Source organism: Oceanobacillus sp. M65 (assembly GCF_052246275.1).
GTDB lineage: Bacteria > Bacillota > Bacilli > Bacillales > Amphibacillaceae > Oceanobacillus_B > Oceanobacillus_B jordanicus.
On record NZ_JBQQCJ010000005.1, the window covers coordinates 175,442 to 189,600 of the forward strand.

At 40.0% G+C, this 14,159-nt stretch carries 17 protein-coding genes; 11 read left to right on the plus strand and 6 right to left on the minus strand.

The features are described from left to right. Positions 1–14: 14 nt before the first annotated feature. The 3 genes from ACTWPF_RS17695 to ACTWPF_RS17705 form a co-directional block, all read right to left on the minus strand. A complete protein-coding gene (locus ACTWPF_RS17695; protein WP_106895600.1) occupies positions 15–461 on the minus strand; it encodes a YueI family protein in 447 nt (148 codons plus the stop codon). A 129-nt stretch (positions 462–590) separates the two neighbouring features. Further along, entirely contained in the window at positions 591–764 is a 174-nt protein-coding gene (locus ACTWPF_RS17700; RefSeq protein ID WP_081779436.1) for a YfhD family protein, read from the minus strand. 243 nt (positions 765–1,007) lie between these two features. Further along, entirely contained in the window at positions 1,008–1,808 is an 801-nt protein-coding gene (locus ACTWPF_RS17705; protein WP_058949280.1) for a TIGR00266 family protein, read from the minus strand. A 194-nt stretch (positions 1,809–2,002) separates the two neighbouring features. On the opposite strand from ACTWPF_RS17705, the gene ACTWPF_RS17710 reads away from it, so the two are divergent. The 4 genes from ACTWPF_RS17710 to ACTWPF_RS17725 all read left to right on the plus strand — a co-directional run bounded on the left by ACTWPF_RS17710 (position 2,003) and on the right by ACTWPF_RS17725 (position 6,065). After that, positions 2,003–2,260, plus strand: coding sequence for a hypothetical protein (locus ACTWPF_RS17710; RefSeq protein WP_443149982.1), 258 nt, complete (start codon positions 2,003–2,005; stop codon positions 2,258–2,260). Positions 2,261–2,263: 3 nt separating this feature from the next. Continuing rightward, the gene (locus ACTWPF_RS17715; RefSeq protein WP_443149983.1) at positions 2,264–3,625 is read left to right on the plus strand and encodes a tripartite tricarboxylate transporter permease; all 1,362 of its coding nucleotides are present in this window, start codon (positions 2,264–2,266) and stop codon (positions 3,623–3,625) included. A gap of 157 nt (positions 3,626–3,782) precedes the next feature. Next, complete coding sequence (locus ACTWPF_RS17720) at positions 3,783–5,087, plus strand: alpha/beta hydrolase family protein (RefSeq protein ID WP_443149984.1); 1,305 nt, start codon at positions 3,783–3,785, stop codon at positions 5,085–5,087. A 30-nt stretch (positions 5,088–5,117) separates the two neighbouring features. Beyond that, the gene (locus ACTWPF_RS17725) at positions 5,118–6,065 is read left to right on the plus strand and encodes an MBL fold metallo-hydrolase (RefSeq protein ID WP_443149985.1); all 948 of its coding nucleotides are present in this window, start codon (positions 5,118–5,120) and stop codon (positions 6,063–6,065) included. A gap of 80 nt (positions 6,066–6,145) precedes the next feature. On the opposite strand, the gene ACTWPF_RS17730 is transcribed toward ACTWPF_RS17725, so the two are convergent. Beyond that, positions 6,146–6,910 (minus strand): exodeoxyribonuclease III, encoded by a 765-nt coding sequence (locus ACTWPF_RS17730; RefSeq protein ID WP_106895605.1) that lies wholly within the window; start codon positions 6,908–6,910, stop codon positions 6,146–6,148. Positions 6,911–7,248: 338 nt separating this feature from the next. Here ACTWPF_RS17730 and ACTWPF_RS17735 point away from each other — a divergent pair, with 338 nt between their 5' ends. From ACTWPF_RS17735 to ACTWPF_RS17750, 4 genes are read left to right on the plus strand one after another with little or no spacing between them, the layout of a single operon-like run. Continuing rightward, positions 7,249–7,644: a GntR family transcriptional regulator gene (locus ACTWPF_RS17735; protein ID WP_443149986.1), complete on the plus strand. Its 396-nt coding sequence runs from the start codon at positions 7,249–7,251 to the stop codon at positions 7,642–7,644. Further along, positions 7,637–8,326: an ABC transporter ATP-binding protein gene (locus tag ACTWPF_RS17740; protein ID WP_058949287.1), complete on the plus strand. Its 690-nt coding sequence runs from the start codon at positions 7,637–7,639 to the stop codon at positions 8,324–8,326. Before ACTWPF_RS17735 ends, ACTWPF_RS17740 begins: the two co-directional genes overlap by 8 nt. After that, a complete protein-coding gene (locus tag ACTWPF_RS17745) occupies positions 8,323–9,156 on the plus strand; it encodes a hypothetical protein (RefSeq protein ID WP_443149987.1) in 834 nt (277 codons plus the stop codon). Before ACTWPF_RS17740 ends, ACTWPF_RS17745 begins: the two co-directional genes overlap by 4 nt. Positions 9,157–9,173: 17 nt before the next feature. Next, complete coding sequence (locus ACTWPF_RS17750) at positions 9,174–10,364, plus strand: hypothetical protein (RefSeq protein ID WP_443149988.1); 1,191 nt, start codon at positions 9,174–9,176, stop codon at positions 10,362–10,364. A gap of 24 nt (positions 10,365–10,388) precedes the next feature. Here ACTWPF_RS17750 and ACTWPF_RS17755 read toward each other — a convergent pair whose 3' ends face one another. Next, a complete protein-coding gene (locus ACTWPF_RS17755) occupies positions 10,389–10,715 on the minus strand; it encodes a thioredoxin family protein (protein WP_443149989.1) in 327 nt (108 codons plus the stop codon). A gap of 319 nt (positions 10,716–11,034) precedes the next feature. Here ACTWPF_RS17755 and ACTWPF_RS17760 point away from each other — a divergent pair, with 319 nt between their 5' ends. After that, positions 11,035–11,235 carry a hypothetical protein gene (locus tag ACTWPF_RS17760; protein ID WP_238019454.1) on the plus strand — a complete coding sequence of 67 codons (201 nt, stop codon included), beginning with the start codon at positions 11,035–11,037 and terminating at the stop codon, positions 11,233–11,235. An 82-nt stretch (positions 11,236–11,317) separates the two neighbouring features. Here the strand turns inward: ACTWPF_RS17760 and ACTWPF_RS17765 are convergent, their stop codons facing one another. Beyond that, positions 11,318–11,893: a CotY/CotZ family spore coat protein gene (locus ACTWPF_RS17765; RefSeq protein ID WP_058949294.1), complete on the minus strand. Its 576-nt coding sequence runs from the start codon at positions 11,891–11,893 to the stop codon at positions 11,318–11,320. A gap of 428 nt (positions 11,894–12,321) precedes the next feature. On the opposite strand from ACTWPF_RS17765, the gene ACTWPF_RS17770 reads away from it, so the two are divergent. Both ACTWPF_RS17770 and ACTWPF_RS17775 read left to right on the plus strand, forming a co-directional pair. Beyond that, complete coding sequence (locus ACTWPF_RS17770; protein WP_443149990.1) at positions 12,322–13,122, plus strand: hypothetical protein; 801 nt, start codon at positions 12,322–12,324, stop codon at positions 13,120–13,122. 164 nt (positions 13,123–13,286) lie between these two features. Further along, positions 13,287–14,147: an AraC family transcriptional regulator gene (locus tag ACTWPF_RS17775; protein WP_443149991.1), complete on the plus strand. Its 861-nt coding sequence runs from the start codon at positions 13,287–13,289 to the stop codon at positions 14,145–14,147. The last annotated feature ends 12 nt before the right edge of the window (positions 14,148–14,159 follow it).

Sequence of the window (14,159 nt, forward strand, 5' to 3'; positions counted from 1 at the left end):
TGTGGAAGCCTTTTTTAGTTCAAAAATATTCTTTTGATTTTTGAAAGGATCGTGGTTTCTTGTTCCTCTTTTTCCTGTGATGGTTCTTCTGGTTCGTCGTCAATAAAAATTTCTTCCTTATCAATAGCGTAATCATACGTTAACACGGCACCAATTTCCGTGTTGCTTTCTTCGTTTGTGATGGTAGTATAGGTAATATTATATTTTTTAGCTAAATCTTTTTCTTCTTTTAAAAATCGGTAAGATACCTGACCATTAATGAGCAATGTGGTGTTAGGGTTTTCCTTCATTGCGTCCTCTAGTTTTTCTACACCCTTATCTGTCATCACTTGACCTATTGTCAAGGCAATTACAATTCGCTCTCTTAAGGTACCAAGAAACTGTTTTCGTTCAGCGTCCTTAGGAAGTCGAGCACCATACATGCCTTCTGTCAGGTAGTCGTCTACATTTTTGTTTGCCACCTACGATACCTCGCTTTCTATGACTATATTCTACACCTCTAAATTGGCCAGGTAAAGAATCTCGGTAGGATCGTTCAGACTGTAAATGCATAAAGGATGCAGGTAAACGTCTCCCTGCATCCTTTATGTTTATTTCTTTCTTGCGCGGTGATCTGCTGCTTTGCTTCTTGCTTGTGCCTCTAAATCTTCTTTATCTGCAAGTTCTTTGGAGAATTCGATGTCCAACCCATCAGAATCTTTTAGATTCTTAGGTGTTTGCGCAAGAAAGTTATTTTTGGAATTCCTATGTTCATCTCTACCCATGATTGTCACCTCACTTTAGGAGACTTACATCGTTAGTATGTGCAAGGAGGAGAATCATCTGCATGGGAATTTTTATCATGTAATAGCTGGCAATATGTATTACAGTTGAATCATAGCAGGCGAAGATAAACAGGAGGTGTGAGGACGAATTTCTCAGGAGAGTTGCTCGATACTTTCAAGGTCAAACACGTAGTTCATGCAAACAGTGGGATTAAACCAAACCCCACTGTTTGAAGTTTCCTTTTATCTGTTTCTGTCACCGCCGAGGATGTCAAATAAGCCTCCGGCAATGCTTCCTTCACCTTTTGAGCCGCCTCTTTCTGGCGCTGCGGCAAATATCCGACTAGCCAATCTGCTGAATGGAAGGGATTGAACCCACACAGTACCAGGACCTCTTAATGTAGCAAAGAAAAGACCTTCTCCTCCGAATAGGGCTGTTTTAACTCCACCAACGTACTCAATATTGTAGTCAATATTGCCGGTCATTGCCACGAGACATCCCGTATCAACGCGAATTGACTCACCTGCTGTTAACTCTCTTTTATGAATGGTCCCCCCAGCATGGACAAATGCCAACCCATCGCCTTCGAGCTTTTGCATAATAAATCCTTCTCCGCCAAAGAATCCAGCACCGACCTTCTTCTGAAATTCAATTCCTACAGTTACCCCTTTTGCTGCCGCTAAAAACGCATCCTTCTGACAAATAAGCTTTCCGTCTAATTCGCTTAAGTCCATCGGGATAATTTTTCCTGGATAGGGAGAAGCGAAAGATACATGGCTTTTTCCTGTTCCTTCGTTTGTGAATGTAGTCATAAACAAACTTTCACCTGTTATAACCCGTTTTCCTGCACCAAGCAATTTCCCCATCAAGCCACTTTGTTGGCTGGACGATCCATCACCAAAAATTGTTTCCATTTTAATTGGATCATCCATCATCATAAGGCTTCCGGCTTCAGCAATAACGGTTTCTTGTGGGTCAAGCTCAACCTCCACAAATTGCATATCGTCTCCATGGAGCTTGTAGTCAATCTCATGATTATTCATCGTGAACTTCAACCCTTTCTTAATTTGGTGTTTATAATACGTTTAAGCAACTTAAATGGATTCGAAATAATAAAATTACGTATACCAACAGCGGCCAATTCTTCCTTATTTATACAACGCACCCTTGTACTTCATTTAAAGCAGGCTACCATGTATAATGAGAAATCATACGTCTTTTAAAGGAGTAGTAAGAAATGAATAAGAAGCAGATCCGTCCTCAGGATGGTGAGAACAATATTGAAGTGTGGGAAGACCTTGTCCATATTAAGGACCTGGTACTAAGCATTGTTATATGTACAGTCATAACACTAGGTGCTTATTTGATTGCACCAAATGAACCTCCTAAACCATTAATATATGGGCTGATTGGTGCTGTAATAGGTTTTGTGATCAGCAGCATCGCTATTAAACCAAAGCGTACACTACGTTTTGCAGAGGAAAGGGAGGAGTAAGTTATGGAACTGACACTTATCCTAGAAATGATTACTGCCTCCGTTATAGGTGCTGTATTGTATACCATTATCGGGATTGCACCAGGAACAGATGAGACAGCAGTTCTAGCACCTGTCACATTGGTTCTTGTATTGTCGGGGTTTGAGCCTATCGTTATTTTAGCCTTTTTTATTTCTGCTATCGTTGCCAAAAAGCTTACCGATTCTATACCGGTTGCCATTGCAGGTATTCCTGGTGGCGTGATGTCAGCACCTATGGTGGAACATGCCATGGTGCTCAAAAAGCATGGCATGCCTGAAGTGAGTATTAGGAAAATGGCTTCTGGTTCTGTTATTGGAACATTTATTGCTGTACCTATGAGCTTGCTTTTAGCTAATTTAATTATCCCGCTAGCAGATGTTATTACTCAGTATTCTAATCAAATATTTCTTGGTGGTGCTATCTTCCTTGCTCTTATGTCAAAGAATCGCTGGGTATCATTGCTTTCTATCATTCCGTTTGCCTTTTTAATTCAGGGATTAAGAATTGCTTATTGGGAAACAGGAATTGTGCCAGAGGACGTTACCGTATTTACTTCTTTTTTCCTCGGTATTACGATCGGACCTGTGATTTTAAAGCTTGCTGAACTGTTGAGCGGAAAGGTGAGAAGACAGCTCCCGCGTTATGGATTAAAGGAAATCGTCCTCAAAAAGACAAAAACTGAAAAGGGATTTCCAAACCCATTTAAGATTTTAGACCGACAAGAAATAGGCACATCATCATTTTCGTCTATTTTGGGTGTCTTAACATTTTTTATGAGTCCAGTTGGAATGACTATATTCCTTGGGGAAACACTAACAAGTAGAATCAAGGATCCAGTTAAAAAGGCAACACGTGCAATCTCCAGTATGGATGGTTTAACGAATGCAGCGTATATATCAGGGACACTTATCCCGCTCATTGCGATTGGGTTACCACTGTCCCCAACTGCAATTGGACCAGGCGGAGCGTTATTTAATGCCCCGCCCGTATTCACGCCGGAAAATAATATCCACCACATGTTATCAACAGGGGACTTTATTGTGGCTACGGTAATTGGCGCTTTCGTTGCAATTACCATCACGTTTTATGTAACAATTAAATATGCCCAACAAATCTGTGCCTTTGTGTTTCGTTATGTTCCACATGAGGCAATGTTAGGTCTGTTTTTTGGACTTGTAATTATGCTTGCATTTATGGATGCAGGTATTGTAAATGTGGCAGGTGTGCTTGTAGTAGCCCTTGTTGCAGGATTTCTTCATCGCAGAGGAGTGAACTATGGGGTGCAATTTATGACCTTATATGCAGCGCCGTGGCTTATCTCTGTGTTTATACCTGGCCTGTAATGGACGTCCAAGAATCAAGTAATAAAACCATTCGCTGAATTATATTAGGTAAGAAACACTCTTCCGCTAGCCGGTGGAGTGTTTTTATATGGTGAAAAGTTTCTGGGGAACTTTTTTAAAATGCAGTCGTACTACTTAAAAAAGGGAGGGGTATTGCTTGCAGTTTCGTACAGTTGGGTATTTTTTGCTGCTATTAATTCTCCTTGTAGCATGCGCACCAGAAGAAGGAGAAGAGAGGGATGAAACAATGTTGCTAAAAGGAAAATGGAACGGAGAGATAAACATACCTAATCAGCCTTTAGCTTTCGAAATGAATTTGGAAGGCGAGCAAAGCGGAACAATCAGTATACCGATACAAGGGGTTACGGATTATCCGCTGTCTACGGTTGAGTTGACAAAAGAACAAAACGTATTTATCACGATGAAGATCCAAAATCAGCTGCTAACTTTTGAAGGCAAGGTGAAAGGAGAAGAGATGACAGGAACGTTTACACAGAGTGGACAGCAGTTTCCATTTGAACTTGTAAAAGGGGAGAAGAAAGAAAAACCCGAGGATGAGGAAGAAGGAGAATTCTTGAGCATCAATACAGATAATGGAATATTGTATGGTGAATTGGAGACCCCGACATCAGCTGGCCCATACCCTGTTATGCTAATCATTCCCGGCTCTGGGCCAACAGACCGAAACGGTAACTCACCAGCATTTCCAGGAAAAAACGACAGCCTCAAGCTACTTGCAGAGGAGCTTGCAGAAAACGGCATAGCAAGTGTCCGCTATGACAAACGTGGTGCAGGGAAGAATCAACAGGCGGTTATAGAGGAAGCATCAATAAGATACGATCACTTTGTACAGGACGCACAGGGGTGGTTAGACCTATTGGCTAATGATTCATCTTATACTAAAATTGGGATTATCGGACATAGTCAAGGTTCTTTAACAGGGATTTTGGCAGCGCAAACATCATCGGTTGATGCCCTTATATCCCTTGCTGGAGCTGGCCGTTCCATGGACGAAGTGCTTTATGATCAGCTCGAGGAGCAAATTTCCGGCGATCTACTTGAGGAAAGTAAGGCAATTATAGAAGAATTAATAGAGGGAAAAACATCCCAAAATGTGTCAGATGAACTTCAATCTGTATTTAGACCAGCTATCCAACCATTTCTCGCATCTTGGATGAAATACACTCCTGCAGATGAACTAGCAAAATTATCAATACCGACACTAATCATCCAAGGGGAGCATGATCTCCAGGTAAAGCAACAGGAAGCTGCAATTTTACAAGAAGCAAAACCAGATGCTGAAATGGTAACGATTGATAAAATGAACCATGTTCTTAAGGAAGCGCCTGCCGAGCGGAGAGAGAATATCCAAACCTATGGTGACCCAGCATTACCAATTGCAGCAGGGTTAATGGAAGAGATAATGGGTTTTCTAAAGGGCCATCAGTTCATAAGTGAATAAGTGTAAATAAGGAAACAGGGGGAGATGAAAATGCAGGATAAAAGACCATTGAAACTTGATAACCGTATCTATTTAATTGATGGGTTTGACCTTGGCGTAGCAGAACGTACAGGTTCCTACGTCATAGCAGAAGAAAAGCTGACCATTGTCGAAACTGGGCCAAGTCCATCTGTAAAACATATTAAAAAAGGGCTAGAGTATCTTGGCTATCAGTTAACAGATGTGGCGTACATTGTGTTGACACATATTCATTTAGACCATGCAGGTGGAGCTGGATTATTGATTAGAGATTGTCCAAATGCCAAAATAGTCGTTCATCCAAAAGGAGAGAGACATTTAATTAACCCTAAAAGATTAGCTGCCGGTGCAAGAGCGGTATATGGAGAGAGTTTCTCTGAACTATTTGATCCTATTGTGTCAATAGAAGCAGATCGCCTGCTTGTAAAAACAGAAGGAGAGCGATTAGAAATTGGCCCGGACTGCGTGCTTGAATTTTGGGATACGCCAGGGCATGCAAAGCATCACCTCGCTATTTATGATCCAATTAGTAATGGAATCTTTGCGGGGGACACCGCTGGTATCCGTTATCAGCAGTTGGCAAATCGCGAAATTGACTTTTTCTTGCCCTCCACTTCTCCAAATCAATTTCAACCGAACAAGATGGAGGAATCCATTCAACGAATGCAGGTAAAAGAGCTTGATCGGATTTACTTCGGGCATTACAATATGACAGAAAAAACGGAGCTTGCCCTACTGCAAGTATTGGAATGGTTGGAGATCTTCATGGGAGAAGGAGAGCAGGTTGTGGCAGAAGGGAAGGGATATGATACCCTTGCAGAGCGACTCTTAGCTAAAGTACAGACAGCCTTACGCTTAAAAGGTGTTCCAGATGACGACGAAGTATATATTATAATTAATCTAGACCTACAAGTAAGCGCACTAGGAATTATTGATTACTTTAAAAATTTAAAGCAATAAAATGGATAAAGGAAAGCCGAGTGGATCGATTAAAAAATCAAATCTTCTCGGCTTTTCTAACACTATATAGCTTTTCACTTTTATGAATTTGGCTGTTCCATTTCTAGCATGATGGGGCAATGGTCACTACCTAGTCTGTCGGGATGCGCTTCAGAACGAAGGAGGTACTCTTTTAGTCGATTTGAGACGATGAAATAATCGATCCGCCAGCCGACATTTCTTTCCCGAATGGTTTTCATATAGGACCACCATGTATAAATCCCTTCCGTTTCTGGATGAAAATAACGTAAGCTATCGGTGAAACCACTATCGAGAAGACGACTCATCTTTCCCCGCTCTTCCGTTGTAAACCCGGAGTTGCCATGATTTGTTTTGTGGTTACGTAGGTCGACCTCCTGGTGCGCAACATTCAGATCACCGCAATATACAACAGGCTTTTCCGCATCAAGTACTTTTAAGTATGCAAAAAGCTCGTCTTCCCATTCTAATCGGTAATCGAGACGGGTGAGATCTCGTTTAGAATTTGGTGTATAAACATTCACTAAATAAAATTTTTCATATTCGAGTGTAATAATCCGTCCTTCTTCTTCTGTTTCAGCATCCCCTACACCATATTTGACCTGCAGTGGCTTCTCTTTGGTGAAGACAGCTGTGCCAGAATAGCCTTTTCGCTCAGCATAATTCCAGTATTGATAATAGTCTTCAAGATCTAGAAAAAGCTGACCTTCTTGAAGCTTAATCTCCTGTAAACAAAAGATGTCTGCATCCACCTCTTTAAAATAATCCATAAAGCCTTTTTTTACACAGGCACGAATGCCATTTACATTCCAAGATACAAGTTTCATAGAATCTATTTAAACTCCTTTTTAAGTAAGTATAAGATGTACGCAAGTGTCTAGCTACGAGCGCCAGAAACTAAAAGATTTCCCGGAGCGCTCTAAGAGCTTTTCTTACTATTGGTATTTTATTATTTTATCATAGAACCGTTAGCGCTGTAGGGTGTTACGAATAGATGGGTTTTTAAAAGATTAAAAAATCCTCTTGACTTCTTAAGTGTATTAAACATATAATACACTTATCAAGCGTATTGACACATTAATACAGGTGTTTTTTTGCGACTAGTGTATTATGCGTATAATACACTTTGGGAAAGAGTGAAGAAAGTCGAATAGGAGCTGCTGCTATGATAGTGAAATTTAACAACAGAGATCCTGTTTACGTACAGGTCGTTCGCCATTTTAAAGAGCAAATTGCTAGAGGTATGCTCGAGCCTGGTCAAGAGGTCTCTTCTAGAAGAGAGTTGGCGAGCCAGTTAAAAATAAATCCAAATACCGTTCAACGGGCATATAAGGAAATGGAGGAACAGGGATTGATTTATACGGAGAAAAACTCGCCTAGTAAAATTACGAGAGATGAAGATGTGCTTCATCGTGTAAGAGAAGAACTTATCTTAGAGGCAGTGGATACATTTGTCACATCAGTTCGTTCCATTAATGTCCCTGTAGATGAGCTTCTAGAGTTAGTCAAGGAGAAGTATGACTACCAAAGTGATGAACAAGGAGGAAGCGCACATGATTGAAGTGAAGGATATTAAAAAGAAATTTGGCAGGAAGCAAGTCTTAAACGGCGTTTCCTTTACTGCAAACAAAGGAGAAATCACCTGTCTAATTGGGATAAATGGGGTAGGAAAAACCACGATTCTAAATGCAATTATGGCATTGACTCCAGTTAACAGTGGAGAAATTCTTCTTGATGGTCAAAAGGTAACCAAACAAAGCTTTGAAAAGATAACTTTTATTCCAGATGCTATTACCATGATCCCGCAAATGACGATCGCCGAAGCAATGGAATTTATGGACGATTATTATGATTCCTGGAATCAAAATAGAGCCACAGAACTATTAGGATTCTTTAAGCTTAAACAAGAGGATAAGATATCCAGCCTGTCAAAAGGGAATACCGCCAAAGTGAATTTACTACTTGGCCTGGCACTCGACGTTGATTATATCCTAATGGATGAACCATTTTCTGGGATTGATATTTTTAGTAGGGAGCAAATTGCTGATGTATTCACAAGTCACTTAATTGAAGGGCGAGGCGTCATTATTACCACGCATGAAATTAGTGATATTGAACATCTGATTGATAAAGTGGTCCTTCTTGATGAAGGAATTGTACTTAAAGAGTTTAATAGTGAAGAAGTTCGCGAATCAGAAGGGAAGTCGGTTGTGGACGTGATGAGAGAGGTGTATAAAGCATGATGCGCTATTTCAAGCTAGTTAATTTTGAACTTGGTCGGTTTTTCAAATTATATGGTGTAATAATTGGTATAACGATTTTATCCCAGCTAGTGGGACTGTGGGTAGTTTCTAACAGTTATATGGAACGTGCGAATTATGCCATGTTCGAAGAGAACCTTTCACCAGCACAATTCGTAAGTGACAATGGTGAAATGAGTCTATTGGTATTAACAAGAACATTGTGGTTCCTTGGACCAATAGCGCTAGGAGCGATTGCATTACTCTTCAATATCTTTTTTGTCTGGTATCGAGACTGGTTTGGCAAAAACACTTTTATTTATCGCTTGCTGATGCTTCCAACCGCAAGAATTAATGTTTATTTGGCAAAGGCAACCTCCATCCTTTTAATGGTACTTGGGCTAGTGGCAATTCAGATCGTCTTGTTGCCGGTAGAGAGTGTGCTTTTAAAATGGTTGGTTACAAGGGATTTCCGACTTGATTTATCGCCTGCAGAGGTAGTGTCTGGCTTTCGTGAGTTAATGATTATTTTGCCGGCTGGAATTATTGATTTTATTCTGGTTTATGGAGCAGGTATTATGGTGATTTTTATATTATTTACTGCCATTCTATTTGAGCGGAGCTATCGTATAAAAGGTATCGTTTTCGGTGCAATCTATGCTGCATTAGCAACTGGCATTTTCCTTTCTCCTCTTATACTAGAAGGGATTATAGGTACAAATTATTTATATCCAATGGAATTACTTGTTCTTGAGATTATTCTTGGGTTAATTGTATCGGCAGCCTCGATCTGGGTAGCAAATTATTTATTGACTAAGCGTATTACGGTGTAGGGAAGGATGGGAAGAAAATGAAAAAGTATTGGAAACTGTTGTCGATTACCATTATTGCTGTTTTAGCTATTGGCACGTTTTATATTCAAAAGGCAATCGCAAATGAAAACTCTCTGGAACTAGCCTTAGACACAGTCAGTGGTGAAGTGGCGGAATTAAAGGGAATGGAGATATCAGGAGGATATTTCGACAACTCTTGGAATAAAAGGTTTACCATTACAGCAGGGGAGCTAGAGTTTGATAATGATGACTCCTTTATTGGGAGCCTTGAAAGGTTTTATCAACCGAAAATAAATCAATTAATAAATGATCATCGAAGTTTTATGCGGGGGAAAAACTCTGACTTAGCAGGGTTTTATGAGGATGAACATTTACTTGCTTATGCGAATGTTGATTCAAAATGGGATGGACAGAGCAGGTATAAAGACCACAATTTTGAAATAGATGTTTTGCAAAAGGGAGAAAATGAACGGATCACTTTTGAACAGAAAGTGCCAAATCAGCAAGATTATCGTTACATGTATGTAATGGATGTACAGGTCCAGGATGGACAGTTGAGCATTTTTACAAGAAATGAAGGAAATACAGATGCTCCTACAGAATTTCGTGTGTATCGCTTTGATTTAGCGAGTGAGAAGTTAATTAGTGAGGATAGTTTAATGAATCTAGATGGAATGAATAGTAAAAAATGGCATGAAGGTAACTTAGTGACAACCAGTACAGAAACAGAGCCAACAGAGAATGTCGTTTTCGCTAAAACAGAAATGGAAGAAGTAGAAACAGAATATGAAGAATACATGGTGGAAGAGAAGGGGACAGAATATGTTGCCTATAACCTATCTACTATGGAAAAAACAGAACTGGATATTCCTGCAGATTTAAGTACTGATTCGTTTAATGAGCTTATACTCGGCTCGACGATATACTTTATCCAACGCACAGAGCAAGGGTTAACGGTCATAAGCTACAATCTAGAAAACGAGCAAGAGAATGAATTTAATGTAGATTTTCCTTCCACAGACCAAGGTAATATGATAGTGAATGGAAAGGGAGACCGTCTATATATTGTGGGTGGAGATAGTAAAGAACTGCCTATTACGATAGTGGACGTAAATACAGGGGTGACTCTATACCAGGGCATCTATAAGAAAAAAGGTGCAAATGGAGTGAATCAATTCTTTTCAATAGACAGTATTTATATTAAATAATGCAGTGTGGTTGGAAAGCGATCGCTATCCAACCATATTTTTATATATTTTATTTAGTTTTTCTTCGAATAAATCCATATGCACGATACGAGCCTCCCGTAAGTACTCTTTTCCTTGTACGAATAGGAGAATGACAGGGACAGTGAAGATACTAAATCGCCCAGCGATATCTGGAACTTCATTTGTTTCTATGTGGGCTGTCACAATTCGAGGGTAGTCTGATAGTAGACTTTCTACCTGTGGCAGCAAACCATGGCAAACACTACAGCCTTCTCTTGAAATGTAAAGTAGGGTAAGGTCATGCGCATCTATAAATTCATCGATTTCTTCGAGTGATCGTAAATCTTTCATGGAATCACCTCTTCCTTTTAATGTCTTAATACTATACCCTTTTGTACAAATTTGTACATATTAGGAAAGAAAAATCTAAGCATCAAATTGTTACCTAACAGAAACGGCCACGTCTAGCTCCAGCGCCCAGAAACTAGGCGACTTCACGAATCGCCCTACGATAAGTCATCATGGGTTCGCAAGCTCACCCTGATTCCTTTATCTCAGTTGATACGTTCCACTCACTACGTTTCTAAACGGGCACTTACGCTTTTGGATTGATGTTTACAGGTTTCTGATCTGAGGAATATATTTAAAAAAGGAAAATGAGGTGATGGATTTGAAGAAAAAAGAAGAACGTTCACCTGAAAATGAAGTGAAGAACCGTAAATCGGAAAAGCGAACAGAGCTTGATTCATTTGAGGATCAGAAATTTGTTGATGATATACCAATGGATGATCTGAATGCAGAGATGGATGAGGAAAAGAAAAAAAAGAAAACGAAAAATACCTCTCAAAGTGAGAAAAAGAATATTAATTAGTCTTCAAAGCATATAAATATAGAAGAGCCAAGCGGTCATTAAACCCGCTTGGCTCTTTTTGAGTCTGTAAAGCATTTTAACATTAATATTCCATGTGATGATGGTTATGAGGTCTTTCTTCTGCAAAAAATTCTTCATGGGGGATCGGGGTAATGGCATCTAAGCAGGTTATACCGAGAAACTTTTTAAGATCTAGTGTGAGGCAGAGCCCTGTAGCAAGAAAGTCTGTAACAGGTTCATCCTCTGGGAAATATGCACTTACCCTATGTTTATCCTTTGGATAGGGTTGAATCTCCCGACCATTCGAAATAGGAAGTAGTAGTTCTACTTTTACACAGCAATTACTATCCATGGAAAAATGCTTTGCGCGTAATACAGGAGTTTCGATGCAGCCGAAAAACGTATCATTTCTATGATAAGGTGCCTGGAAAATTCCACTTCCTATAAAAGGACTGCCATCATCCTTTGTATATAAAATAAACGGGATAGTGGAGTATTGTGGATCCATACCGTCTCCCTTCTTAAGTTGGCGAATAGAATAATTCCAACCTTCCTCCTGCACCTCCTTTTGAGCCTTTACGATGTTCTGTACAGTATCACAAACACAATCTTTGGATTCTTTAAATTGAAACATATCGCTGTTTCTATAATAGCCCATATTATCTCTCCTTCTGATAATGATGTCACTACTTAATGTATGTTTTCTGCACGTTTTAGCCTGTTTACTCGTCCATTTTCTAGCTAATTGAGTATATAGTCTATAAGATTATTAATTTGTGTGGATAACCTGGTGGATTCGCAGAGCCACTTTCTGTCATTTGGCATAAACATAATATAAATCGATACAGGCCTGTAGAAGATTTGCCCATGATATTACCCCTAGATAGGAAACGGGAAAGCTGGCTGATCACCAGCTTTCTTTTCTTTTTCTCTTATGCTTTTAATCTACTAAAAATACGCATATGTACGGGTACATCTATCTATTCAAAATTCGATGGCTGACATATATATATAAGCGTAAGGAAGTTTTCCACAGAAATTAGTAGGCAGAAAGCTTCTATAAAATATACAAAGGGAGGATTATTAATGTATAAAAGAAACAATTTTTATAATGCATATAATGACAATCAAAATGATCATCACAGGCATGATGACCGCGATCTAGCACCAAGCAGCAACAGCTGTGACAGATGCCATAGCGATCATTGTAGCTGTCATGAAAGACCAAGATCACAAGGTGCTTTAGTGGAGAAGGTTATCTGTTCAAAAGATGCACACAAAACTGCAGAATTTGCCCTTCCAGCAGCTCTAGGACCGTTTGGAGCAGGAGATGCATTATTGACAGGAATTCTTGGACTTTTAACTGGCCTCATCCCTGGATTGGTAAATATCAGGGTGACGCCAAACTATGCAGGAATTGAGCAGGAAATAACCGTTCTCAAAGACACTGTAGTTAATTTTGGGTTCGTACCAGCAACTATTGATGTTATTGTAGCAGGTGGAGTCGTGGAACTTAGCATTCCGATCAGAGTCTTCTTCCAAGAGCATACGCACTGTCCTGGAGCACGACCTGGTGACGTTGTCTTTGAAACAGACCCTGTTGTCGAAGCACAGCTTATACAGCCGTTAATCGGTACTGATGATGGTGGAACCGTCATTAACTTACTTCTTTTCAAAGCAATCTTGCGCACACACATTACGGTTGTACGTCAAGGAATCGAAAGAGACGGTAAGTTCTGTGATTTGGATACTCACGACAAGCATCGAAACGGTCCTATTCCAATCAATACACCACAAAACCTTATCTCTAACTCATCTGCACTTACTGGGGGCGCACCGGTACCGGCACAAGCCAACCAAGTTAATAACAACAATACAACCTCATAACAATTTTTGCATACAGCTCCGGAGCATGAAGCTTCGGAGTATTTGCATTTAAAAATAGAGCTGATGCTATAATGATGAATAGGAATCTGTCTGTAGTGAGCAGGGAATAACCAGATATCACGCTATATGGGTGCTAAATTGGATAAAAGAAAGGGAGGAAGGGAATGGAAGCATTAAATCGCATGGCTGAAAGTTTAACGTACATAGAGGAGCATTTAGGTACAGTGCTGAACGTGGAGGAAGCTGCTAAGATTGCCTGCATGTCCAAGTTTCATTATCAACGGATGTTTACGATGCTGACTGGATATACAGTAGGGGAGTATATTCGGAAAAGGCGTCTAACATTGGCGGCCCAGGAGTTAATTCATTCTAATACGAAAGTAATTGATATAGCAATGAAGTATGGGTATGAAACACCAGAATCGTTTTCCAAAGCATTTCGCAAGCTACATGGCCTCAGCCCCTCATCTGTTCGTAAGTATGATCAGCCATTAAAAGCCTTTCCGAAACTCTCCTTTCAAATTCAATTAAAGGGTGATGAAGAAATGGATTACAAGATTGTAGAAAAAAATGCTTTTTCTGTAATGGGAAAGAGTATCAAGACATCACTGGTCGATGGCAAAAATAAATTGGAAGTTCCGGCATTCTGGGAAGAGTCCAGAAATAATGGATTGGACGACGAATTAGCAGTATACGCTGGAGAGATGGGGATTATGGGAATTTGTATGGATTTTGATAAGGAGCAGGAGCAGGTGCGCTATTTTATTGGTGCAGAGAAATCAAACACGGAAGTACCGGATACATGGGAAGAAGGCGTAATTCCGGCAACTACGTGGGCAGTATTTCCTGTGAAAGGACCTATGCCAAAAGCGATACAGCATGTGTGGGAACGGATCTTCTCAGAATGGTTTCCATCAACAGGATACGAACATGCTGGTGGGCCAGAAATAGAGGCATACCAAAAGGGGGATCCTTACCATGAGGATTATTATAGCGAAATATGGGTCCCGATTGTCAAAAAATAATATACCCACGTT

Coding starts and splice junctions, on each gene's coding strand:
- ACTWPF_RS17700 (WP_081779436.1), bottom strand. CDS start 764: ATGGGTAGAGATGAACATAGGAATTCCAAAAATAACTTTCTTGCGCAA.
- ACTWPF_RS17705 (WP_058949280.1), bottom strand. CDS start 1,808: ATGAATAATCATGAGATTGACTACAAGCTCCATGGAGACGATATGCAA.
- ACTWPF_RS17710 (WP_443149982.1), top strand. CDS start 2,003: ATGAATAAGAAGCAGATCCGTCCTCAGGATGGTGAGAACAATATTGAA.
- ACTWPF_RS17715 (WP_443149983.1), top strand. CDS start 2,264: ATGGAACTGACACTTATCCTAGAAATGATTACTGCCTCCGTTATAGGT.
- ACTWPF_RS17725 (WP_443149985.1), top strand. CDS start 5,118: ATGCAGGATAAAAGACCATTGAAACTTGATAACCGTATCTATTTAATT.
- ACTWPF_RS17730 (WP_106895605.1), bottom strand. CDS start 6,910: ATGAAACTTGTATCTTGGAATGTAAATGGCATTCGTGCCTGTGTAAAA.
- ACTWPF_RS17735 (WP_443149986.1), top strand. CDS start 7,249: ATGATAGTGAAATTTAACAACAGAGATCCTGTTTACGTACAGGTCGTT.
- ACTWPF_RS17740 (WP_058949287.1), top strand. CDS start 7,637: ATGATTGAAGTGAAGGATATTAAAAAGAAATTTGGCAGGAAGCAAGTC.
- ACTWPF_RS17745 (WP_443149987.1), top strand. CDS start 8,323: ATGATGCGCTATTTCAAGCTAGTTAATTTTGAACTTGGTCGGTTTTTC.
- ACTWPF_RS17750 (WP_443149988.1), top strand. CDS start 9,174: ATGAAAAAGTATTGGAAACTGTTGTCGATTACCATTATTGCTGTTTTA.
- ACTWPF_RS17755 (WP_443149989.1), bottom strand. CDS start 10,715: ATGAAAGATTTACGATCACTCGAAGAAATCGATGAATTTATAGATGCG.
- ACTWPF_RS17765 (WP_058949294.1), bottom strand. CDS start 11,893: ATGGGCTATTATAGAAACAGCGATATGTTTCAATTTAAAGAATCCAAA.
- ACTWPF_RS17770 (WP_443149990.1), top strand. CDS start 12,322: ATGTATAAAAGAAACAATTTTTATAATGCATATAATGACAATCAAAAT.
- ACTWPF_RS17775 (WP_443149991.1), top strand. CDS start 13,287: ATGGAAGCATTAAATCGCATGGCTGAAAGTTTAACGTACATAGAGGAG.